Annotated in this window: 21 protein-coding genes; 9 read left to right on the top strand and 12 right to left on the bottom strand. The window is 43.1% G+C overall.

Features of this window, described 5'->3' with window-relative positions:
* The first annotated feature begins 4 nt into the window (after positions 1 to 4).
* Positions 5 to 625 (top strand): peptidylprolyl isomerase, encoded by a 621-nt coding sequence (locus tag H0913_RS17260; protein ID WP_036949262.1) that lies wholly within the window; start codon positions 5 to 7, stop codon positions 623 to 625.
* A gap of 151 nt (positions 626 to 776) precedes the next feature.
* On the top strand, positions 777 to 1,511 hold the full coding sequence (gene cysQ / locus H0913_RS17255) for a 3'(2'),5'-bisphosphate nucleotidase CysQ (protein WP_181477674.1): 735 nt from the start codon (positions 777 to 779) through the stop codon (positions 1,509 to 1,511).
* Between the two features lie 79 nt (positions 1,512 to 1,590).
* Here cysQ and mqo read toward each other — a convergent pair whose 3' ends face one another.
* From mqo to H0913_RS17235, 4 genes are all read right to left on the bottom strand, one after another.
* Positions 1,591 to 3,084, bottom strand: coding sequence for a malate dehydrogenase (quinone) (gene mqo / locus H0913_RS17250; protein ID WP_154603045.1), 1,494 nt, complete (start codon positions 3,082 to 3,084; stop codon positions 1,591 to 1,593).
* Positions 3,085 to 3,092: 8 nt separating this feature from the next.
* Complete coding sequence (locus tag H0913_RS17245; protein ID WP_036948974.1) at positions 3,093 to 3,482, bottom strand: cupin domain-containing protein; 390 nt, start codon at positions 3,480 to 3,482, stop codon at positions 3,093 to 3,095.
* Between the two features lie 490 nt (positions 3,483 to 3,972).
* On the bottom strand, positions 3,973 to 4,566 hold the full coding sequence (locus H0913_RS17240) for an NUDIX domain-containing protein (protein ID WP_154603044.1): 594 nt from the start codon (positions 4,564 to 4,566) through the stop codon (positions 3,973 to 3,975).
* 133 nt (positions 4,567 to 4,699) lie between these two features.
* Positions 4,700 to 5,113, bottom strand: a complete 414-nt coding sequence (locus H0913_RS17235; RefSeq protein WP_036948980.1) for a YgiW/YdeI family stress tolerance OB fold protein — start codon at positions 5,111 to 5,113, stop codon at positions 4,700 to 4,702.
* Between the two features lie 177 nt (positions 5,114 to 5,290).
* Between H0913_RS17235 and qseB the strand changes: the two genes are divergently transcribed.
* The gene (gene qseB / locus H0913_RS17230) at positions 5,291 to 5,953 is read left to right on the top strand and encodes a quorum sensing response regulator transcription factor QseB (RefSeq protein ID WP_036948983.1); all 663 of its coding nucleotides are present in this window, start codon (positions 5,291 to 5,293) and stop codon (positions 5,951 to 5,953) included.
* Entirely contained in the window at positions 5,950 to 7,302 is a 1,353-nt protein-coding gene (gene qseC / locus H0913_RS17225; protein ID WP_181477673.1) for a quorum sensing histidine kinase QseC, read from the top strand. Before qseB ends, qseC begins: the two co-directional genes overlap by 4 nt.
* Before the next feature lie 242 nt (positions 7,303 to 7,544).
* Here the strand turns inward: qseC and H0913_RS17220 are convergent, their stop codons facing one another.
* The gene (locus H0913_RS17220; RefSeq protein ID WP_154638086.1) at positions 7,545 to 8,108 is read right to left on the bottom strand and encodes a YtfJ family protein; all 564 of its coding nucleotides are present in this window, start codon (positions 8,106 to 8,108) and stop codon (positions 7,545 to 7,547) included.
* A 290-nt stretch (positions 8,109 to 8,398) separates the two neighbouring features.
* On the opposite strand from H0913_RS17220, the gene H0913_RS17215 reads away from it, so the two are divergent.
* Positions 8,399 to 8,605, top strand: coding sequence for a DUF1107 domain-containing protein (locus H0913_RS17215; protein WP_154603041.1), 207 nt, complete (start codon positions 8,399 to 8,401; stop codon positions 8,603 to 8,605).
* 72 nt (positions 8,606 to 8,677) lie between these two features.
* Here the strand turns inward: H0913_RS17215 and H0913_RS17210 are convergent, their stop codons facing one another.
* Both H0913_RS17210 and msrA read right to left on the bottom strand, forming a co-directional pair.
* Positions 8,678 to 10,021: a hemolysin family protein gene (locus H0913_RS17210; protein WP_154603040.1), complete on the bottom strand. Its 1,344-nt coding sequence runs from the start codon at positions 10,019 to 10,021 to the stop codon at positions 8,678 to 8,680.
* Positions 10,022 to 10,189: 168 nt separating this feature from the next.
* Complete coding sequence (msrA, locus tag H0913_RS17205) at positions 10,190 to 10,819, bottom strand: peptide-methionine (S)-S-oxide reductase MsrA (RefSeq protein ID WP_154603039.1); 630 nt, start codon at positions 10,817 to 10,819, stop codon at positions 10,190 to 10,192.
* Positions 10,820 to 10,952: 133 nt separating this feature from the next.
* Here msrA and tamA point away from each other — a divergent pair, with 133 nt between their 5' ends.
* The 3 genes from tamA to H0913_RS17190 are packed head-to-tail and all read left to right on the top strand — an operon-like array spanning position 10,953 to position 16,813.
* On the top strand, positions 10,953 to 12,695 hold the full coding sequence (tamA, locus tag H0913_RS17200; protein WP_181477672.1) for an autotransporter assembly complex protein TamA: 1,743 nt from the start codon (positions 10,953 to 10,955) through the stop codon (positions 12,693 to 12,695).
* The gene (gene tamB, locus H0913_RS17195) at positions 12,692 to 16,462 is read left to right on the top strand and encodes an autotransporter assembly complex protein TamB (protein WP_269749698.1); all 3,771 of its coding nucleotides are present in this window, start codon (positions 12,692 to 12,694) and stop codon (positions 16,460 to 16,462) included. The genes tamA and tamB overlap by 4 nt, the downstream gene beginning before the upstream one ends.
* A gap of 3 nt (positions 16,463 to 16,465) precedes the next feature.
* Complete coding sequence (locus tag H0913_RS17190) at positions 16,466 to 16,813, top strand: gamma-glutamylcyclotransferase family protein (RefSeq protein WP_154603036.1); 348 nt, start codon at positions 16,466 to 16,468, stop codon at positions 16,811 to 16,813.
* 78 nt (positions 16,814 to 16,891) lie between these two features.
* Here H0913_RS17190 and H0913_RS17185 read toward each other — a convergent pair whose 3' ends face one another.
* The 3 genes from H0913_RS17185 to fbp form a co-directional block, all read right to left on the bottom strand.
* Positions 16,892 to 18,601 (bottom strand): pyridoxal phosphate-dependent decarboxylase family protein, encoded by a 1,710-nt coding sequence (locus tag H0913_RS17185; protein WP_181477671.1) that lies wholly within the window; start codon positions 18,599 to 18,601, stop codon positions 16,892 to 16,894.
* Between the two features lie 450 nt (positions 18,602 to 19,051).
* Positions 19,052 to 19,582: an inorganic diphosphatase gene (ppa, locus tag H0913_RS17180; protein ID WP_006658000.1), complete on the bottom strand. Its 531-nt coding sequence runs from the start codon at positions 19,580 to 19,582 to the stop codon at positions 19,052 to 19,054.
* Between the two features lie 138 nt (positions 19,583 to 19,720).
* A complete protein-coding gene (fbp, locus tag H0913_RS17175) occupies positions 19,721 to 20,728 on the bottom strand; it encodes a class 1 fructose-bisphosphatase (protein WP_036949007.1) in 1,008 nt (335 codons plus the stop codon).
* A gap of 163 nt (positions 20,729 to 20,891) precedes the next feature.
* On the opposite strand from fbp, the gene mpl reads away from it, so the two are divergent.
* Positions 20,892 to 22,271, top strand: coding sequence for a UDP-N-acetylmuramate:L-alanyl-gamma-D-glutamyl-meso-diaminopimelate ligase (gene mpl / locus H0913_RS17170; protein ID WP_154603034.1), 1,380 nt, complete (start codon positions 20,892 to 20,894; stop codon positions 22,269 to 22,271).
* A 64-nt stretch (positions 22,272 to 22,335) separates the two neighbouring features.
* Here mpl and H0913_RS17165 read toward each other — a convergent pair whose 3' ends face one another.
* Both H0913_RS17165 and argR read right to left on the bottom strand, forming a co-directional pair.
* Positions 22,336 to 22,746: a DUF6122 family protein gene (locus H0913_RS17165; protein ID WP_181477670.1), complete on the bottom strand. Its 411-nt coding sequence runs from the start codon at positions 22,744 to 22,746 to the stop codon at positions 22,336 to 22,338.
* 107 nt (positions 22,747 to 22,853) lie between these two features.
* On the bottom strand, positions 22,854 to 23,324 hold the full coding sequence (argR, locus tag H0913_RS17160; RefSeq protein WP_036949013.1) for a transcriptional regulator ArgR: 471 nt from the start codon (positions 23,322 to 23,324) through the stop codon (positions 22,854 to 22,856).
* Between the last annotated feature and the right edge of the window lie 306 nt (positions 23,325 to 23,630).

Here is a 23,630-nt window from a genome sequence, read left to right as displayed (position 1 = left end):
TTTCATGGCAAACCAAAACTTTGATTCAGTAGAAGCTCAAGCGAGCTATGGCATTGGTCTACAAATTGGACAGCAATTATTAGAATCAGGACTAGAAGGCTTAGTTCCAGACGCAATTTTAGCGGGTCTGACTGATTCTTTAGAAGGCAACATGCCATCAGTTCCAGTTGAAGCGCTGCATAAAGCACTGCGTGAAATGCACGAACGTGCAGATGCAGTTCGCCAAGAGCGTCAAAAAGAACTGGCTGCAGAAGGTCAAAAATTCTTAGATGAGAACCAGAAGAAAGACGGCGTATCGACTACTGAGTCTGGTTTGCAGTTCTCTGTGATCAACCAAGGTGAAGGCGCAATCCCAGCGCGTTCTGATCGCGTTCGCGTTCATTATACAGGCCGTTTAATTGACGGTACTGTGTTCGACAGCTCCGTACAGCGCGGTCAACCAGCAGAATTCCCAGTGAGTGGCGTGATCCCAGGTTGGATTGAAGCGCTGACATTAATGCCTGTGGGTTCAAAATGGGAATTATACATTCCTCATGAATTAGCTTACGGTGAGCGCGGTGCCGGTGCATCTATCCCTCCATTCAGCACTCTTGTTTTCGAAGTTGAGTTACTGGAAATTTTGTAATTTCTGACTGACTTACAGAAAAGAATAATAGCCTTATTAGCTTGTCATTTTGGTCATTTGCCATTTCGATATAGCTAATGAGGCTTTTTTATTAGCGTAAATATTCTGCTCTTGTTACTCTTAAAGGCTTCGTGTCATTAGGGGAAATAAAATGCGCCAACAACTTTGTACACTTGCCCGAGAGGCGGGTGATGCCATCATGAAAATCTACAATGGGCATGCGCCATTGCAGGTTGAACATAAGCAAGATGATTCCCCTGTCACGGCTGCGGATATTGCGGCCCATCAAATCATCAAAGAGGGGCTTTCACGTTTATCACCTGATATCCCTCAACTTTCGGAAGAAGATCCTCCAGAATGGCCTGTACGTCGTGACTGGCAACGTTACTGGCTTATTGACCCGTTGGATGGAACTAAAGAATTTATTAATCGTAATGGTGATTTCACCGTCAATATTGCGTTAATTGAAAATGGCATTCCAGTCATGGGAGTGGTTTTTGCGCCAGCTAAAGGGTTGATGTATTACGCCGAAGGCTCTCAAGCGTGGAAAGAAGAGCACGGGGAAATTCAGCGCATTCACGTCAAAGCTGAGACGCCGCCTGTGGTGGTGATCAGCCGTTCTCATCAAGACCCCCAATTGATGGCGTATCTCGCGAAGCTTCCAGAGCATCGCACAGCGGAGATAGGTTCATCGCTAAAATTCTGTTTAGTAGCGGAAGGTAGCGCGCAGTTATACCCTCGTTTTGGACCGACTAATATCTGGGATACAGCAGCGGGACATGCAGTGGCATTAGGGGCAGGGGCGAGCGTGGTGGATTGGCAGGGAAATACACTGGATTATTCACCGAGAGAGTCTTTTTTGAACTCCGGTTTTGAATGTCGCTAAGACAGCGAAAATAGCAAGATAATAAAAAGTCGGGTAGCTAATGATTCACTTACCCGACTTGAACAACATGACTTAATGTTTAGTTATCTAATTGCAGCACTTTAGCTGTTGCAGTACGAATATCTAAACACGCTTTTGCATCCTGTTTTAAATCAATTCCATAAGTTGGAATGATAGTCTTCAGGCGAGCTTCCCAACCATCCGCAGAGAGTTGATCTGCAAAGCAGGTTTTCAGTACGTTGAGGGCGATAAACGCAGCAGTCGATGCACCCGGTGATGCGCCCATTAATACGGTGAACGATTTATCTGCACTCGTAATCAGCTCAGTACCGAACTCCAATACGCCTTTTTTCACTGGATCCGGTTTAATGATCTGAACGCGTTGACCTGCGACCACTTCTTTCCAATCTTCACGCTGCGCATCAGGATAGAATTTTTGCAGCATAGAGAATTGATGTGCAGACGTTTGCAGCACTTGTCCCACAAGATATTCAGCCAATGACCAATCATCTTTCGCGATGGCAAGCATCGGTTCAATATTGTTCAGTCTGATGGAATCAAACAGATCCAGATAAGATCCATGTTTTAGGAACTTACTCGAGAAACCAGCATACGGTCCAAACAGTAAAGAGCGTTTTCCGCCGATGATGCGGGTATCTAAATGCGGTACAGACATCGGTGGTGAGCCCTTATCGGCTTTTCCGTAAACTTTGGCGTGGTGGCGAGCCGCCACTTTTTCATCGTCACAGCGTAGCCAAATTCCACTCACAGGGAATCCGCCATAGCCTTTACCTTCAGGAATACCGGATTTTTGCAGTAACTCAATGGCGCGACCACCGGCTCCTACAAATACAAATTTTGCGGACGTGATGGTTTTTTCGTGAGTCAGAAGGTTCTTCACTTCCACATTCCAGCGCCCATCAGGCGTCTGTGTCACATCAATCACTTCATGTTTATAGTGAAGAGAAAATCCACTCTGCTCGCTCAGTTGTGCCATCAGTAAGTGGGTTAAGGCACCGTAATCCACATCAGCCCCAGTCACAACACGGGTAACCGCAATTTTTTCATTAGGATCTCGGCCTTCAACCACTAATGGCGCCCACTCATCAATCTGTTTTAGGTCATCGCTGTATTCCATATTGTGGTAACAGTGATGGGCAGACATTTGGCGGAAACGTTGTTGTAAAAACTTGATGTTGTCTGCACCAGAAACAAAGCTCATGTGCGGGCAAGGGTGGATAAAGTCCCGTGGATTTTTGATTTTGCCTTTGGTGACTAAGTAAGACCATAGCTGACGAGACAGGTCAAATTCAGTGTTTACTTCAAGGGCTTTGCTGATATCTACCGTGCCATCAGGATTTGGCGGGGTATAGTTCATTTCACAGTTTGCCGCGTGACCTGTTCCCGCGTTATTCCATGGATGGGAACTTTCTTGGGCACAATCATTTAATCTTTCGAATATCGCGATAGTGAGATTTGGCTCCAGCTCTTTAAGAAATGTGCCGAGCGTGGCGCTCATGATCCCCGCACCGATCAGCGCGATATCAACATTTTCTGCAATGGGTTTAGTCATGGAAATCCCTATTTTTTATTCGGAGTGAAACACAAGTCTGTACCGTCTTGATACACCACATAAGCGCGTCTCCAAGGTTCATCACCAATCAAACGCCATTTATGTCCTGTTCCTGTATTGTCTTGAGCAAGCAGAATGTCACCTGGCTTGATAATAAATGTGGAGCCATCTTTGGTTTCGAACTCTAAGGTACCGGTGAGGGTGATAACATAGCGTGGAACGGGATCTTTGTGCCAATCCCAAGAGCCACCTGAAACGGTTTCGCGAAAGGTGAGTTCACTGACGGCAATGACAGGGCTTTGGTCATCTCCACGAGCAACACCATTCAGTTCAATGGTGCCTTCTTCAAACAGAGAGTTACCGTCTTCACCTGTCCACATACGAATACAACGGATCATCTTATTTAGCTCCTTAACTTAAGAATAATATTGCTTAATAACTAAGATAATATTCAGTGTTTCGATTTTTACCTTAACGAAAAAATAGTGAAATTCAGAAAGTAGGTTATCTTTAAATCTAAAGTTTTTTAGTGACAAGGTCAAAGTTAATATTTTTAAATGAAAGTATTTCATTGAAAAAAATAGGCTTTTTAATTTTATTGATGATTGTTTTTAGATGGGTTTATTTGTTGGTTTTTTAATTTAAATCAAAGCGATAAAAGATAATTCTTTTTTGATGGAATAAACTCTATTTTATTCTTTTTATTATCGAGTTTAGATGCTCGGTAATGGAAAGTGTAATAAAATGTAATTTATCAAACATGATTAAATAAAATATGAAAAATAAAAGAGAGTAGAAAAAATAAAGAGCAAAGAAATCGTTTAATGATGATTATATAGAACGAATTAAGAGTGGAAGGGCAAAAATGCTATTTTCACCCTTTAAAAATTAACTATTTTTGGGGTTTAGAATTCCGTTTAATGCAAGATGTTGAATAAGCATAATGGTTTTACCATCCATGATCTCCCCGTTTTTGATAGCAGCAAGCGCATCAGGGAATGACCATTCCATAACCTCAATATCTTCACCTTCATCAGCGAGCCCACCACCATCACTTTGGCGGTCCTTATCACTGTATTGGGCAATGTAAAAATGCAGCTTTTCAGTGACGGAGCCTGGGCTCATAAAGGCTTCAAACACCTTTTCAATATTATCGATTTTATAGCCAGTTTCTTCTTCGGCTTCAGCAATAATTCTCGCTTCAGGGGAAGAACCTTCAAGTAGTCCAGCTGCGGCTTCAATCAGCAACTGTTTATATCCAGAAACGTACATTGGCATCCGGAATTGACGGATCAAGATAATGCTATTTTTGGATGTGTTATACAGCAAAATGACAGCGCCATCGCCACGGTCATACACTTCTCGCTCTTGTTTTTGCCAAGAGCCGTCGTGTCGCTGTAATTCATAGGTATATTTTTTGAGAATGTACCAGTTATCGGACAGTAATTTTTCGCTGATATTCCTAACTTGAGGCTGTTTCATAAATAAGTACGAGAAGAAATAAGGTAAGCATAATCTAGCACTATAAATTGAGAGGGGAAATAGGGGGCAGGGAACAGACTTAAATAGCCAAAGGCCAGCAATGGGCAATCTGCTGGCCTTTGGTCGAAATTAATTATTTGATGATTTGCAGTTGTTTAACGTCGATCTCTTTAGAGTTCCAGTCTTTATCAACTTCACCACGAATTTCGATTTTATCTTTTGGCGTGACGTTCACTCCATTGAAACGTTTTTGGCTAATTTCAACGGTGATGGTGCCTGTGCCATCGGTGAATTCGTAATGTTTTTTGTCCAGTTGTTTAACGAGATTACCGCGTAAAACAACCCAGCTGTTGTCAGATAATTCAAGGGCTTTCGCAACAGTTGTTTCACTTGCATTTGGACCGTTAAAACCACCTTCTTGGGTTTTCATGGTTTCAGTGTTAGTGGTGTTGGCGACTTCACCTGGACCTGAAAAACCACCAGTAGCAGCAAAAACAGGGGCGGTAGCAAGGGCAGCGATTAAGGTGATTAAAGGTAATTTTTTCATTTTTGTTTCTCCACAAGTAACCAGAAATTTGGTCTATGGGATGTATTTAACCAAGTAAATCTTAACAGGATCTTAAGAACTCAAATTAATTAAATATATTTTTAATTTGGACAATCACCACTGGTCATCATGAATTTAATAAGATAAATATAACAATATTCGATGCGGAGGTTGAATATGCGTATTTTATTAATAGAAGATGACAGGTTAATTGGCGATGGCTTAAAAGTAGGGCTAACACAATTGGGGTTTACCCTTGATTGGTTTATGGATGGTAAACAAGGTCAACAGGCTTTGTTTGATGCCCCTTATGATGCTGTCGTGCTGGATTTATCACTTCCGCATATTGATGGTATGGATATTTTGAAGTTCTGGCGTAAGCAAGGGCGAGATGAGCCTGTTTTGATTTTGACGGCGCGAGATGCCCTTGAACAACGGGTAAATGGGCTACAGCAAGGGGCTGATGATTATCTGTGTAAGCCGTTTGCGCTTGCGGAGGTTGCGGCGCGTTTGCAAGCATTGATCCGTCGGCGCAGTGGGCAGCTATCACCCACGTTGGTACATGGTGACGTGGAGATGGATCCTTTAGCGATGACGGTCACTTACCAAGGAAATCCTGTGCAGTTAAAGGGTAAAGAGCTGGCACTATTATCATTATTTTTGCACAACCCGAAAAAAGTGCTGTCTCGTAGTGCGATAGAAGAAAAGTTGTATAACTGGGATGAAGAGGTCTCCAGTAATTCGGTTGAAGTTCACATTCACCATTTACGCCGCAAATTAGGCAGTAAGTTTATTCAAACTGTTCATGGTGTTGGTTATCGACTGGGTGATGAAGCATGAAAACGTTCAGCTTAAGGCTCAAACTGACTTTGATGTTATTGCTCCTCGCTGTAATGACGTGGGGAATTGCTAGCTCATTGGCATGGTATCAAACCTATAAAACCATTAACGAATTGTTTGATACTCAACAAATGGTATTTGCAAAGCGCTTATCGGTGTTACCGACGGATATCGACTTGCCTCAAGCATCATTGAGTAAAACCAAAAAGTTATTGCGGAAAAATCGGGGAAGCCAAGACGATGACGCATTGGCGTTTGCGATTTTTACGCCGAGTGGCGAAATGGTGCTAAATGATGGTGATAACGGGCGCAAAATTGAATTTCAATTTGATCGTGAAGGATTCAGTGAAGGCAAGTTGAAAGGTAGTGATGATGAGTGGCGTTTTGTTTGGCTAAAATCTATTGATAATCAATATATTATTGCAGTAGGGCAAGAGTGGGAATACCGCCAAAGTATGGCTAACAGCATTATGTTTTCTCAGCTCATACCGTGGCTGGTGGCGCTGCCGATAATGTTAATCGTATTTTTATGGTTACTCACTCGAGCATTAAAACCCCTGAGGGATGTAGCTAAGCAGTTGCGAGAGAGGAAGCCGGAGGAACTGAGCCCAGTGGTGGTGCCCACGATCCCTAGTGAGGCTAAGCCAATCCTAGATTCTCTGAACGGATTATTCGACAAAATAAACCACATGTTTGTGCGTGAACGGCAATTTACCTCTGATGCTGCCCATGAACTGCGTAGTCCACTTGCCGCACTGAAAGTCCAAACTGAAGTGGTGCAGATTGCTGGAAGTGACGAGGCAATTCGCCAACATGCAGTGGCTAATCTTTCAGAGGGAATTGATCGTGCAACTCGGCTGGTGGATCAGTTATTAACGTTATCCCGCTTGGAGTCTTCTAATCAGTTAGATGATGTGAGTGAAGTGAGTTGGCAGGAATTAATTGAGCAAGCCGTTAAAGAGAGCGAGCTGGAAGCTCGGCAAAATCAGGTAACGTTGAAAATATCGATTGTTGAAACGCCGCCGTCTTTTAAGGGGCAAAAACTTTTATTGTCCGTACTCTTAAGAAACCTTCTTCACAATGCTATCCGCTATGGTAAGGCCGCCGGTAAGGTTGAAGTCAATTTGTATCGTCATCATCTGGAAGTGAAAGATGATGGTGCTGGCGTTTCCCCTGAAGTATTAGCGCGTTTAGGGGAGCGTTTCTACCGACCACCGGGGCAAGAAAAAACAGGTAGCGGATTAGGACTATCAATTGTTAAACGCGTGGCTCAGTTACACCATCTCAACGTGACGTTTACTAATGTCACGGAAGGGGGCTTTTGTGTCACTGTTCGTTGGAATGCATAATTTAGTCTATTTTATGCACAATATTGAATGAGGTCGTTGCAGAATAATCAGCTGAATTTGCATCTTATTGGGATGTATTTTTGCAGTTATGTTCAGCAGGATCTCATGATGGTAAAACAAATTCCTGAGCGTCAACAGCCGTCGACGCTCAGGAAAACAGCCTATATTTATGAGAATGAGAGCCGGAATGGCTCTTTTCTTACTTGTTTTAATGTTGGTCTTGTTAACTATGATCTTGTTAATTACGGCTTTTCTAACTCGGCGACAATCACGCTAATGGCTTTATTAATCTCTTGAGGCGTTAGCGCGCCATCTTTATAAAATAAAACATTACCTTGCTTGTTGAGAATGATAATGGCAGAACTCTCTGGCGCAAGGCTCCATGCATTCTTCACCACACCATCACTATCAACAATAAATTGAGAGTAAGGAAACTCTTTCTTGCTGTCTTCCACGCTGTTTTTTACAAATACACCAGTACCAAAAATTGAATCATCCGTGTTGATAATGCTGGTAGTTTGGTATTTGTCGTGAGGGAATTTGGCTTGTTTAATCGCTTCGATGAGCGGAGCATTAAGCTCTTTGGCCGAAGAGCGCCCTGCGATGTGTTGAATGGTGCGAACTTTACCGGCAAGTTGCTGGCTTTTCCACGGTTGGTAATTGAATTTCCCCGCATTATCTAACTGTAATTCGCCTTTATCTGTGACGGTAACGGCGGGTACAGGTTGATTTAATTGAATATTAATGGCAAATCCCGTTGAAGATAAACCTAGCAAGCAGGTTAATAAAAGCAGTTTTTTTATCATAAAGGTACCTTTAGAAATCATTGTCATTGTTGTGTATAGGGTGAGGATTTCTGGTGCTGCTAGTTATAGCATAGCTCATCGGATGAGTGGCAAGATGAAAATTAACAAATTGGTAAAATTCAGCATAAATACGAGGTTTAAATGTAATTTAACAGTATATTGACAATGTCATTTTGTGTCAGTGTTTTGAATAAAATTGCAATTTCCGAACCAAAACAAAATTTTCTAGTCTATGATTATTGAGCGATATGCAATGAGGTATCGTCAGAACAACATGGAGATCAGTTCTAATGAAAATTTTTAAGCATTATAACCCATCGAAAATTGCTCTATACGTGAAAACACTATTCAGAGGTAGGCTCTACATTAAGGATTTTGGGGCTTTCGAATTCAATAATGGGAAGATTTTACCACCAAAAGTAACCGATAAAGCTCATTACAATGTGATGAATGAAGTGAACAAACAAGTGGTATTACTGCGAGCTGAGTTAGGCTAACAACCTTCAATCTCCTTAAGAATAACAACGCCACATACAGTGGCGTGTTCATATTAGCTATCAGTGGTTATTTTAGGTTTGTGACGTACCTTCACTACCCGCAGTACCTGGCTGAACCACAACTGCGGACGGTGTGTTTGTGATACGCGTGACTAGCAGCTGATCAATCTTGTAGTTATCAATATCGACCACTTCAAATTTGTAGCCCGCATATTTCACATAATCAGTGCGTTTCGGCATCTTTCTTAAGCGATACATCATAAAGCCTGCGATGGTTTCGTAGTTGCTGAAATCTGGGAATTCGTCGATATCAAGGATACGTTGAACATCCTCGATTGGCGTGCCCCCATCAACCAGCCATGAATTCTCATCACGGGTAATGATTTGCTCTTCTTGTCCCGGCCCGATCAAGTCACCCATTAAGGTGATCATCACATCATTGATGGTAATAACACCCATCACTAAGGCATATTCGTTCAGGATAACGGCAAAATCGACGCCACTATTTTTAAAGGCTTCTAAGGTATCAGACAGGGATAAAGTATCCGGAAGCATTAAGGTATTCTGGATATGTACACCGTCACGTAAACTCAGGCTTTGGCCATTCAATACGCGGTTGAGGAGCTCTTTGGAATCCACATAACCAATCACATGGTCGATATCTCCTGCACAAACTAAAAATTTCGAATGTGGCTGAGTGGAGATTTTGTGTTTGATGCTCTCTTCAGATTCGTCTTTATCAAAGAAAATGATGTTTTCTCGTGGTGTCATCGCCGATGGAACGGTACGGGACTCAAGTTCAAACACGTTTTCAATCAGTTCGTGCTCTTGTTTACGCAACACCCCAGCGACCGCGCCCGCTTCAACAACAGCAAAGATATCATCAGAAGTAATGTCTTCATTACGCGCAGTGGGTAATTTGAAGAGTTTAAAAATTAAGTTCGCTAAGCCATTAAAGAACCATACGAGTGGGCTTAACACCACTAAGCAGAAACGCATTGGGTTAACGATGCGTATAGCGATAGCTTCAGGTTTTACCATTCCAATACGTTTTGGCGTTAAGTCAGCCACGAGAATAAATAAGCTGGTGACGATGGTAAATGACACAATGGAAGCAGCTTGCTGTGCCCATGCTGGGGATAAGAATTTAATGAATAGCTCTTGCAGTGCAGGAGAGAATGCAGATTCACCTACAATACCGGCTAAAATCGCCACGGCGTTTAAGCCAATTTGTACAACGGTGAAGAACATGCCCGGCATTTCTTGTAATTTGAGAACCCGAGCGGCGTTAATGTTGCCTTCGTCGGCCATTAACTTCAATTTAATACGGCGAGAAGCTGCCAATGAAATTTCGGACAGCGAAAAAAATGCGCTGATTGCACATAATAAAAGTACGATAAGTAAACTGTTTAGCATAAATTATCCAACCCTCTAGGTAGTGAATTGTCACTTCTTGAAATCCTAAAGGCAATGTAAGGGTATTCCATTTCAATATTAATTAGCGCCTTAGCGCGGTGGGGGTATCGCGCTAAGTATAGCACTAGCCTATTTTATCTGGCTATATATTCGTCATTATAAAATTATTCAAGAAGGAAGGCAGACCCCAATGCCGCCAAGCCCACAATAGCCGTTGGGATTTTTATACAGATATTGCTGGTGATAATCTTCTGCAAAATAGAAGCTTTCGAGTGGTCGAATTTCGGTGGTGATCGGGCGATTATCTTGTTTTTCAGCCATCGCCAGTTGGTAAGCTTCACGGGTTTGCATCGCCAGTTGATACTGTTCATCTGACACGGTGTAAATTGCTGAGCGATATTGGGTACCAATATCATTACCTTGGCGCATACCTTGGGCTGGGTCGTGGTTTTCCCAAAATAGTGTTAGCAGCTGAGCAAATGAAATGATTTCAGGGTCAAAAACCACGCGAACGACTTCAGTATGTCCGGTTAATCCGGTACACACTTCTTCATAGGTTGGGTTAGGAGTGAGTCCACCGCTGTAACCTGCGGATGTCGTATAAATTCCTGTTTGTTGCCAAAATAATCGTTCCACACCCCAGAAGCAACCCATTGCAAAATAAGCAATTTCCATATTCTTAGGAATAATCTCAATCGAATGATGGGTCACTGCATGGTAAGGTGACAACGCCATTGATGTGTGGCGGCCCGGAAGTGCTTGAAATTCATTATCGGACTGAAATTGATTAAAAGTCATAACGATTCCTAAATACAATCAGTATAGAAATAAAGTAAAAATTGGGATAAAAACTTGTGTCAGTGGTCTATTTTACTCAAAATAAGTCGTTGTTGAATAATAAGCCAAATTGTCTATCACCCTAGGAGCAGGCGTGTCGAAATATCTTACCCTTTGTGCAGTATGCCTAACAACGGCGGTACCAGCGGTATTTGCTGCGAATCTACGCCTTAATATTGAAGGGCTTGAAGGGCAACTCAACCAGAATGTCCGTATTCAGCTTTCTAATATTTCACAAGATGAAGTCGTTGCAAATGGACGTTTTCGTGCTCGGGTAGAAAAAGCGATTCGTGAAGGGTTAAAACCACTGGGATATTATGAGCCTACGGTAGAATTTAGCTATGAAGAGAAAACTCCGCCTGCCCGTTCAATTTTGACGGCCAAGGTCTCTCCGGGGGAGCCTATTCTTCTACAAGGTGTCAATGTGGTGTTAGAAGGGGGAGCGAAAACAGACCCTGATTACGCCAAGATGCTGAAAAAAAACACGCCGAAATATGGCACGATCCAAAATGATGGTAAATATGAAGATTTTAAAGGTAAGTTCAGTAGCCTAGCTCTCCGTAAAGGGTATTTCGATGCCATGATGGAAAAAAGCCAGCTAGGCATTTCTCTTGATCATCATGCTGCCTATTGGGATTTTGATTTTAACAGTGGTGAGCGCTACCGCTTTGGTAAATTAACCTTTGAAGGCTCACAAATTCGTGAGGACTACCTCGAAAACCTATCTCCTTTTAAAGAAGGGGAATATTACACGTCAGAACAGCTCGCAGAATATAACCAACGTTTGGCATCAACAGGGTGGTTCAACTCTGCGCTAGTCACGCCGAATATTCAAAAAGCTCGTGAAGAGCATACAGATCTATTACCCATGGAAGGGGTCATGATCCCTAGAGCGCAAAACTTCCTTGAGCTGGGTGGTGGTTACGCGACCGATGTGGGACCCCGCGTAAAAGCGATATGGAATAAGCCGTGGATTAACTCACGAGGACAAAGTTTAACCTCCAGCATTAGCCTCTCTCAGCCGGAACAGTTGATCGATGCCAGCTATAAAATTCCACTCAAGGCGAACCCTCTAGAGCAATATTATGCGATTCAAGGTGGGTTTAAACGTACGGATTTGAACGATACTCAAGCGAATACCACCACGCTAAACGTGTCTCGTAATTGGGACTATTCAACCGGTTGGCAGTATGGCGTGAATATGCGCTGGATGTTGAGTAACTTTACCCAAGCGGATGTGACCAACACGACGATGTTGCTGTATCCGGGGGCAAACGTCAGCCGAATTCGCCAAAGAGGTGGCGTGATGCCAACCTGGGGTGATAGCCAGCGCTATTCTATCGATTACTCGAATAAAATATGGGGCTCGGATATCGATTTCTTAGTATTGCAAGCCAAGAATGTGTGGATCCGCACGCCATGGGAAGGGCACCGGTTTGTTGTGCGTGGAAACCTTGGTTGGATTGAAACCAATAATTTTGACAAAGTCCCGCCAGACTTACGTTTCTTTGCTGGGGGTGACGGTAGCGTTCGTGGTTACGGTTATCAAAAAATTTCCCCAGAAGATAGTCGCGGCAAGCTTACAGGGGCATCCAAGCTGGCGGTTGGATCCGTCGAATATCAATATAATTTCACGGGTAACTGGTGGGGTGCCACTTTTATTGATAGCGGTGAAGCGGTAGACGATTTCAAAAATAGTGATTTTAAAACGGGCGCTGGTGTGGGGATCCGCTGGGTTTCTCCGGTTGGACCGATTAAATTTGATTTAGCTAAACCTATTGGCGATCCAGATAATAACAAAATTCAGTTTTACATCGGATTGGGGACAGAACTATGAAATGGATGAAATGGCTAAAGTGGATTGCAATCACCATTTTACTATTGTTAGTTCTGGTTGTTGGTGCGCTGTATTGGGTGTTAGGTACCAAATCGGGTCTGCATTTTGCGCTGAACTCGGCCACACGTTTTGTACCTGAACTGACCATTGCCTCCATTGATGGTGACATTAACGATTTGACGCTCTCTGGCGTGAAGTACCAAATGCCGGGTGTGGACGTGGATGCGAAGAAAATCCACCTTGCGTTACGTTTAAAGTGCCTGACCAGCCGTGAAGTATGTATTGATGATTTATCAACAGAAAGCGTGATGGTGAATGTGGATACTAGCCAATTCCCACCGTCTGAAGAGACACCGCCTTCTGAGCCGCTAACAGAACTGAATGCCCCGCTAACCATTCGTTTAGCTCAATTAGCACTAGTCGATACTCACGTTAATGTTGATGGCACCGTGATTGATCTCGACAAGTTTGCCACGGGGATCACATGGCAAAAAAGAGCTATCGAGATCACGCCAACCGATATTATTAACCTTGCCATAAGCTTACCGCCTAGCGAGCCGACTGAGGCGCCAAAACCGGTTGAACCCGTTGTGCCTGAAGGTGAGCAGCCTTCCCTTGGTGATCAGCTTAAAACGTTATTTTCTAAGCCGCTATTAGCGGAGCTACCTGAAATTATTCTACCGGTTGACCTGAATGTTGAGGGGATCAATGCCTCTAATTTCCAATTAAAAGGCGACACGGAAATTACGATTAATAGCCTGAATTTGAAGTTAGAAAATGCAGGGCAGAATGTTTTATTGAAGCAGCTAAAAGTCGATGCGCCTCAAGGAAATGTTGCGGTTTCTGGATCGATTTCCCTGCAAGAAAAATGGCCAGTCGCGCTATCCGTTATTGGTGAAAGCCGTCTTGAAGATTTAAATGGGCAGAAAGTCGATTTAACGCTTAAGGGTGGATTGATGGATGAGCTAATGCTGGCATTGAATCTGAATGGTCCAATTACGGCGACACTAGAAGCTCAGACCGATTTAGCGCAGGCAGATTTTCCGATTGAGTTGACTTTAGAAAGCAAAAAATTAACTTGGCCGCTGGTGGGTGAAAGCCAATATAAGCTTGATGACACTCGCTTGCGCTTAAATGGCCGCCCTTCTAGCTATGACCTTTCATTGCGTTCCGCCATCACGGGGCAAGACCTACCGCCATCTAAGTTATTATTAGATGCAAAAGGGAATGAGGAAAAAATTGATTTAACCCGTTTACGCTTATCTGCATTGCAAGGTAATGCAGACCTATCAGGGGTGGCGGATTGGAGTAAAGCCATTAGCTGGAATATGGTTTTGACGTTATCGGGCATTAATACGGCGAAGCAATACCCAGAATGGCCAGCTAAAGTTGAAGGAAAAATTGCCACGCGAGGCAGCTTATATGGTGGAAGCTGGCAGTTAGAAATCCCTGAAATCACCTTAGATGGTAATGTTAAACAGCACATATTAAAGGCGCGTGGACAAGCCAAAGGGAATGCCGCAGGGCAATGGAATATCCCAGATTTTAACCTCTTGCTGGGTAAAAACAGCGTGAATGTGAAGGGCTCTTTAGCGGATAAATGGAACCTTGATGCCAAAATTAATGCCCCAGCGTTGAATGGGTTAGTGCCTGGGCTAGGTGGCGTGATCATCGGGGATTTAAAACTTCGCGGTGATTTACAAGCACCACAAGCGCTGGCGGATTTAACGGCGCGTGGCGTGAGATGGCAAGATTTGACGGTTGAGACCACCACCGTTAAAGGCAATGTGGCAACAGGTGACCAAATCAAAGGTGACTTATCTGTGGTGGTGCGCGGACTACGCCAAGCAGATTTAGCCATTAGTAACCTAACGCTAGATGCCAAAGGGACTGAAAAACAGCATACGTTAAAACTGAATGTGACAGGGAAACCCGTTTCAGGACAGCTCGCGCTGGCAGGGGGCTTTGATCGCCAGACGGAAGTGTGGAAAGGGAATTTAAGCAATACCTTATTTGATACTGAAGTTGGGGAGTGGCGCCTGAGTCAAGCCATGTCCTTGAACTACAATAACACCACTCAAGAAGTGGTTATTGGTAGTCACTGCTGGGTAAACCCGAATGCTCGCGTGTGTGTGCCGAAGCCAGTTAAAGCGGGTAAAAGTGGTAGCGCTGATATTGTATTAGAACGTTTTGATCTTGCGATGATCAAACCATTTATGCCAAGTGATACCCGAGTGAATGGGGTGTTCACAGGGCGTGCAAATGCCATCTGGAAAGCGGATGGTAGCCTGCCGCAAGTGAAAGTTGACTTGAGCGGTGATGGGGTCAAAGTCGTGCAGTTTGTTGATGGTGCGCGTTTGCCTATCGCGTTTGATACGTTGACATTAAATGCGGGTATTAAGAACGGTCGCGCGGATTTGAATTGGTTGTTGAAGATTGCAGACAATGGTCAATTTAAAGGTAATGTGCAAATTTCTGACCTCGAAAGAAAGCGTTTACTCTCCGGCAATATTGAAATTAACGCCATTACATTAGGTTTAATTAAACCGTTACTTGGCGAAAAAGACATTGCGAATGGAAACCTGAATGCAAATCTACGTGTCGGTGGCTCTGCGTATAACCCGCTAATGAACGGTAATGTCACGTTATCTGGGCTAGAAGTGAAGTCTGGGTTGATCCCGTTTGATATTCAAAATAGTCAATTAGCGATTAACTTTAATGGCACCAGTTCAGTCATGACTGGGCAGATTAAAACACCAGAGGGTTACCTAAATATTGATGGTGATGCGGACTGGCGCAACATTGATGCATGGCGAGCGAAAGTACTGGCGAGAGGGAATAACTTACGAGTTTCTCTGCCGCCAATGATCAAAATTGATGTGCAGCCTGATTTGATTCTGGAAGCGTCACCGAAATTGCTGACCTTAAATGGCAGCGTCACTATTCCATGGGCGCGTATTACGGTGCAAGAATTACCTGAGTCTGCGGTGAGTGCATCTTCGGATGTGGTCATGCTGGATGCACAGCTTAAACCGATCAGTCCGAAACAGCCGTCGATTCCAATTCAAACCAATTTAAATATTAATATTGGTAATGATGTGCGTCTGGATGCGTTTGGATTAAAAGCGCGGCTCACTGGTTTACTGAAAGTCGTTCAAAATAAACAAGGGTTAAGCTTAAATGGCCAGGTAGATATTCCATCAGGACGTTTCCGCGCTTATGGACAAGACTTGATTGTGCGTAAAGGGCAGATTCAATTCTCAGGGCCTGCTGATCAGCCGTTCTTAAATTTAGAAGCAATCCGTAACCCTGAAAACACGGCCAATGATGTGATTGCAGGTGTGAAGGTAACAGGACTTGCCGATAAACCAAAAGTTGAGATATTCTCTGAGCCCGCAAAAACCCAGCAAGAGGCACTTTCCTATCTGTTAAGAGGGGAAGGGCTCGATAGCGGGGACGCGAATGGGTCACAAATGACCTCGATGTTGATCGGGTTGGGGGTTGCTCAAAGTGGTCAACTGGTAGGTAAAATTGGTGAAACATTTGGAGTGTCAGATTTAGCCGTCGATACGCAAGGTGTGGGTGAGAGTTCGAAAGTGGTTGTGAGTGGGAAAATTACGAACGACTTGCAAGTTAAGTATGGAGTTGGCATATTTGATTCTTTAGCGACGCTCACTTTACGCTATAGGGTCATGCCGAAACTGTTTTTAGAAGCCGTTTCTGGCGTTAATCAGGCTTTGGACCTGCTTTATCAATTCGAGTTTTAATATATGCGTATCATTGTTTATGGCAGTTTAAGGCGCAAGCAAGGGAATCATCACTGGATGACTTATGCTCAGCTGCTAGGTGAGCATAAGCTAGAAGGTTATGAACTGTATGACCTTGGATATTATCCAGCGGTTATCAGAGGGAATGGCACGATTGAATGCGAAGTTTATCGTATCAATCCGTCTATTCTGACTGAGTTAGACGAACTGAAGAAAAATTCACAAGATTATGAGCGTGAGTTAATTCCAACACCTTACGGTAATGCGTGGATTTATCTCTATAAACACTCAGTTGAAGGCCTGCCTCACATTAAAAGTGGTGATTGGCTGAAGCGCCATGAAGAAGAGTAATCAGTAGTTTATCTGTAATGAGTCATCAAGAAAAACGCCGAGCATTGAAAATTCAGTGGTCGGCGTTTTTTATAAATGTTAAGCGCGGCTCATTGCTTGGAGCATTTTCACAAACTCATCAATATGATGGCGTTCTGTTGTTGGGTTCATAAAGACCGCTTTTTCGCCTGGAATGTACACAAAACGGTTATGTTCGGCATAAGTTGAGCAGGCGATGGAATCCACCCAATTGGTGAATAGCCCAGCTTTACCGCGTGTTAAGAACAGATTGCGGTGCCATTTGCTATTTCTAATCATGGTTTCATAAGCTGCTTTATCGCTAGCGCAACTTAATTCATAGTTAAAAATGTCCTGTGGATCCGCATTCAATTTAGGGGAATAGAGACGAAATCCGACACTAGGCCCCTGATTTTGAGGCACCATAACCGCCGCATTTTCCATTTCAATCAACTGGTTGCGCATGTAGTTAGCATTTTGTAGGCAGTGAGCAATGATAGTTTGGTACCCTTCAATACCGAGATAATGTAGCCCTGCATAGGCGCCAAAAATCCCAACCCCACTGCGACTACACTCAATGGTGGATTGCAGGTGAGTTTGCCCTTCTAAATCGTGTTCAAAGTACGTGAAGTTTTCAGGTGAGTTTTCAAGCGCTTTGAAATCATTGCCATCACGTACCATCACTAAGCTCGAGGTGTAAGGAACGTAGCCCCATTTATGGAAGTCGATAGTGATGGAATCAGCATATTTAAGTTGTTTGAATTTTTCGACGGTATGGCGTAATCCAAACAGTGTGGCTTCGTTGATAGCGAGCGGGTTGGTATTAAAATCATAATTAATGAAGAAAATAATTGGCCAGCCGACCGCAGCATCCACGTGAATATGCGGTTTTTCTGTCACTTCGAATTCTTCACACAGACGGTTTCGCAATTCATAAACCTGTTTTATTTCATCGACACCAAAGGTATCTGTGGTACCTGCGGTTAATAAGATCACGGGGATCTTGCAGTGGACGGTATAACAAGCACGGATCTGCTGCTCTAAGTCATGTAAGTCGATGGTGTTATCCGAGGAGACTTTGATACGAATGGTTTTGTTTTGAATATCCACACCCAGTAATGACAGGTTAGTCATGTTGGAGTAGTGGCCACCTTGGGAGTTGATGATCCGATAGTCTTGATCCACAGACATACCTAGCTGGCGAGAATCTTTTAATGTTTTACGAATACCAAATAGGTAACCATATAAATTACACATGGTTCCGCCTTGAGTGAATAATCCAGACGCTTGGTTTTCATCATAACCAATTAAGTTAGCGACTTGTCTAATCACTGTTTTTTCCATCGAGTCGGCGACGCCAGAATATTCGCAATAGACCATGTTGGGGTTGCCTAAAAGACCAAGCATAGAGCCGTATAATGCAGGGTCTGAAGGCATCGCAATCACGTTTTCGACAGATAATGGGTTTTCCCAGTTTTTACATAATGCGGAAGCAAAGGCTAGCAGGGTATCTTGTTGATCTCCCGGTAAATTAATCTGTTGTTGGACGTGGGATTGCTGCGCCAGCTGATTGAACCACTGAGCGCCATTTGGATATTGATTGATTAGCTGACTGTCTGCGAGTGTCGTTTTACGAAATTGGGTGATAGCTTGGATTTTTGGATCATTAAATATAGGCCATTTATTCGGATCGCGGCTAAAAAAGTTCGCCACAATATTATGGTACTGCTGTTCGAATTCGGGTGTGAGTAGGTTCGCACTTTGGCGAGCAAGAAGCTCTGATTGATTCACGCTAGACTCCCATTTACATTTATACAATTAATGATTTATGTAAATACTCTACACCTGAATCTATATTGATTTAAATAATATCAAATTGACTAATTTGGCTGGGTTGTTAATTTAATATCATGATAATAAAGAAATTAAAGTTAATCCGGCTGTTTTTTACTAAGGAAATATATTCCTATATTGATATGTCAATCACAGATTTATAATCTGAGAAATATTTATTTTTAATTATTATTATTTCGAGTTTTTTATTAAAAGCAGATAATTAATCCAATAATAGTTAAATGTTTGGTTGGTTAGTTCTGATTGGAGTTTCGGGCTGTATAACCGCCGATATATATCACTGAATATTATGAAATTGTGAAAAAACACTAATATTGAGAGGGGAAGATATAGGCAAAGAAAAGCACTGGTCAAAACCAGCGCTTTTCTATCCACAGAAGGGATTAATTATTTTTTTGCAGCACGTTCGAAAGAAGCGATGATTTCAGCTTTAGCTGCTTCTGCATTCTCCCAACCGTCAACTTTAACCCACTTGCCTTTTTCTAAATCTTTGTAATGCTCAAAGAAGTGAGTGATTTGCGCACGCAGCAGTTCAGGAATGTCGTTCACATCTTTGATGTGATCGTATTCTTTGCTCAGTTTAGTGTGCGGTACTGCAACTAATTTCGCATCTTCACCAGATTCGTCAGTCATTTTCAGTACGCCAACTGGACGGCAACGGATAACTGAACCTGGTTGTAATGGGTATGGAGTTGGTACTAAAACGTCAACTGGGTCACCATCTAAAGACAGGGTGTTGTTGATGTAACCGTAGTTGCACGGATAGAACATCGCAGTAGACATGAAACGGTCTACAAACAGTGCGCCAGATTCTTTATCAACTTCATATTTGATTGGATCAGCGTTAGCTGGGATTTCGATGATTACGTAGATATCTTCAGGCAGTTCTTTACCTGCCGGTACATTGTTCAGGCCCATTAAAATGTATCCTTATGAGTGCTTAAAATAACGTGGGGGACATTATAGCCGCAAAGAGAGGTAAAACTCACTAGTTGGAGAGAAATTCAGTCAAAAAAGGCGAGAGAGTCTCGCCTTCAGGTCAAACGGAATGTTTGATTATTCTGCGTCAGGGTACTCACGCATAAAGGATTCCGCCTTCTCAACCATGGCTTTCGTTCCCACAAAGAACGGCACACGTTGATGCAGCTTGGTTGGGATGATGTCTAACACGCGGTTAGTACCATCACTTGCTTTACCGCCTGCTTGTTCTGCTAAGAATGAAATTGGGTTGCATTCGTACAGAAGGCGCAGTTTACCTGTTGGGTGGCTAGCTGTGCTAGGGTAAATGTAAATACCGCCTTTGAGTAAGTTACGGTGGAAGTCCGCCACTAAAGAGCCGATATAACGCGTGGTATATGGGCGGTTTGTCGCTTTGTCTTCTTCCTGACAGTATTTAATATATTTCTTAACGCCCATAGGGAACTTGATGTAGTTACCTTCGTTAATGGAATACATTTTACCTTCTGCTGGGAACATGACTTTTTCATGAGACAGACAGAATACACCTAATGATGGGTCGTAGGTGAAGGCATGAACGCCGAAACCAGTGGTGTATACCAGCATGGTTGATGAACCGTAAACCACATAGCCCGCAGCAACTTGGCGGTTACCTGGTTGTAAGAAGTCAGCTTCTGTAACCGGTTGACCAATTGGAGTAATACGGTGGTAGATAGAGAAGATTGTTCCAACGGAAACGTTTACATCGATATTCGAAGAACCATCCAGAGGGTCCATTAAAACGACATATTTCGCGTTTTCTGCACGGTCACCTTCGAAAATGACGATTTCATCTTCTTCTTCTGAGGCGATACCAGCGACTTCTCCGCGCGCTTTCAAAGCCGCTTTCAGTTTTTCGTTTGCATACAGGTCAAGCTTCATCTGAACTTCACCTTGAACATTCGAAACACCGCTTGTGCCGAGAATGTCAACGAGTCCAGCTTTGTTAATATCACGATGGATAATTTTAGCGCCCAGTTTGATTGCTGACAGTAATGCAGTCAGCTCACCTGTTGCATGAGGAAAATCTTGTTGCTTTTCGACGATGAATTCGCCTAATGTTTTCATGACGAAGGTCCTGAATAAAATTGACAGAAATTTGCGGGTCTTTATTGTACCCTCGGGCGGAGAGTTTATCTAAATAAAGAAAAGATTAATAGGCTAATACATTTATAAACCTGTGATTGATGAGTAGAATAGTGACAAACCTCATGCTATTGGATGGAAAAGAATGCACATACATATTTTAGGCATATGCGGAACCTTCATGGGCAGCTTAGCTATTTTAGCTCGTTCGTTAGGGCACAAAGTGACTGGGTCCGACGCAAACGTCTACCCACCGATGAGTACATTGCTTGAAAAGCAAGGCATTGAACTAATTCAAGGATTCGACCCTGCGCAGTTAGAGCCAACCCCTGATATGGTGGTGATTGGGAATGCGATGACCCGTGGAAATCCATGTGTTGAAGCCGTATTAGAGCGTGGTTTACCTTATACCTCTGGTCCACAGTGGCTTCATGATCATGTTCTTCCTGAGCGCTGGGTATTGGCAGTTGCAGGGACTCACGGTAAAACAACAACTGCGGGAATGCTGGCGTGGATCCTGCAAGATTGTGGCTATGAGCCTGGCTTTCTGATTGGTGGTGTGCCAGGGAACTTTGATGTTTCGTCTCAGATTGGTAAAAGTCCTTTCTTTGTTATTGAAGCAGATGAGTATGATTGCGCATTCTTTGATAAGCGATCCAAATTCGTACATTACAGCCCTAAAACGTTGATTTTGAATAACCTCGAATTCGATCACGCGGATATTTTTGAAAATCTCGAAGCGATTCAAAAGCAATTCCATCACTTGGTGCGTATTGTGCCAAGTAGCGGCAAAATCTTTATGCCGAGTAACGACAATAACCTCAAGCAAGTGATGAATATGGGGTGTTGGAGCGAACAAGAGTTGGTGGGAGAAAACGGTGAGTGGCATGCCGTAAAACTTAATCATGATGGCAGCCAGTTTGAGGTGTATTACCAACAAGAAAAAGTGGGCGAAGTGAATTGGTCCCAAGTCGGTAATCACAATATCCAAAATGGCTTGATGGCGATTGCTGCTGCACACCATGTTGGCGTACCTGCGAAAGAAGCTTGTTTAGCATTGGATAAATTTATTAACGCCCGTCGCCGTCTTGAGTTACGTGGTGTTGAAAATGAGGTCAGTGTTTATGATGACTTCGCTCATCATCCAACGGCAATTTTAGCGACGTTAGAAGCATTACGTAGCAAAGTTGGCGGTACTTCTCGTATTATTGCTGTACTGGAACCTCGTTCAAATACCATGAAAATGGGGATCAGTAAAAATGATATAGCACCCGCTTTAGGTCGTGCGGATGAAGTCTTCTTATTCCAACCTAGCAATATTCCGTGGATGGTCACAGAAATTGCAGAGCATTGTGTGCAGCCTGCGCGCTGGCACGCAGATATTGATACTCTCGCTAATATGGTGGTGGAGACGGCTCAGCCCGGTGACCATATTCTGGTGATGAGTAATGGCGGCTTTGGTGGTATTCATGAAAAACTGCTGGCAGGGCTAAAGCATAAAGCTGAAGCAAAATCTGACGAGTAATATGACGAATAGTCTATGAGCGCTATCGTGAATCAGAGCCCTAACCTAAGTTAGGGCTTTTTCGTTATAGTTGCTGAGGAAGTTCGATGTTTGCGCGTTCTGGTAATCCGGAGCAGCTTAACACAGTGCCTTGCATCTCTTTTTTAACGCTTCCAAGATAACAATCCACCGAGTCTGTAAATAAGTGGAACAGGCAGCCGACGGCGATGGCTTTGAATTTCCATGAAGGGAAGAAAAATAAGACGACATAAGCGATGGCAGCCCAAATGGTGTGCATAGGGTGGAAGCCTACGCCGCAACGATCAGGATCGAAAATAGGATCGGCGAGAAGGTGATCGAGGTCGATAACCATGGTGGAAACCATTAAGAGCCCAGCTAGCTTCCAGTTTTTTCGCCAAAATAAATAGCCAAATAAAAAGGGCACTAAAAAATGGAAACCGTAGTGAACGATGTTCCGTAAGATCTCAAATAACACGGGCTTATCTCGATATGAATCAGTGGAAGACGCGTCACTATAGAGCTAAAAATACAAAGAGGGAACTGGGTTCCCTCTTTTTCGATATCTAAAATTTTTCGAAAGGACTAAAGTTCTTGCTCGAAAAGTACCAAAATGGCTTCATACAGTTCACGAGTTGTGAAATCGTTGGTTGGCGTTGAGAAAATTGTATCATCGCCAGCGATGCTGCCTAAGATGCCTTCAGCTTTGCCTAAGGAGTCTAGCAGGCGAGCAATTAACTGTGCAGCTCCTGGGCTGGTACGGATCACAACAACAGAGTGGTTGTAGTCAACATCCAGAACTAAGTTCTTCAGTGGGCTGGTGGCAGTAGGGACACCAGGCTCAGTTGGTAAGCAATACACCATTTCCATTTTTGCGTTGCGGGTACGTACAGCACCAAACTTTGTCAACATTCTGGAAATTTTAGATTGATTAATGTTTTCGAAGCCTTGTTCTTGAAGAGCGATCACAATTTCGGCTTGTGAACTGAATTTTTCTTCTTTAAGGAGTGCCTTAAAGGCTTTTACCAAGTCTTCTTGTTTCGACATAGTGCGCATAATTAACCCATCTTTTGGTATTAAACTGAGTTGTATTATGTTGAAAAGTGCATTTTTATGCAAGAAAATTGATTTTTGAGTGTTTAATGAGCGATTTAAGATAAGGCTTCTCTGGTAGTAATAAGGGGTTTATCTTAAATTATTGGTTCGAAATTTAACTTAAAAATGAATTGATTTAACAAGAAGTTACTGTAAAAAATTTGTTAAATAATCAAGCGGTGCTGAATAAATCGTCAAATAAAATTAGGTTTAATGTTAAATGCAATAGCAATAAAAACTATTTGTTAAAAAAGTGTCCGTTATCTC

The organism is Providencia rettgeri (assembly GCF_013702265.1).
Classification (GTDB): domain Bacteria; phylum Pseudomonadota; class Gammaproteobacteria; order Enterobacterales; family Enterobacteriaceae; genus Providencia; species Providencia zhijiangensis.
This window is presented reverse-complemented; position numbering and strand designations above follow the sequence as displayed.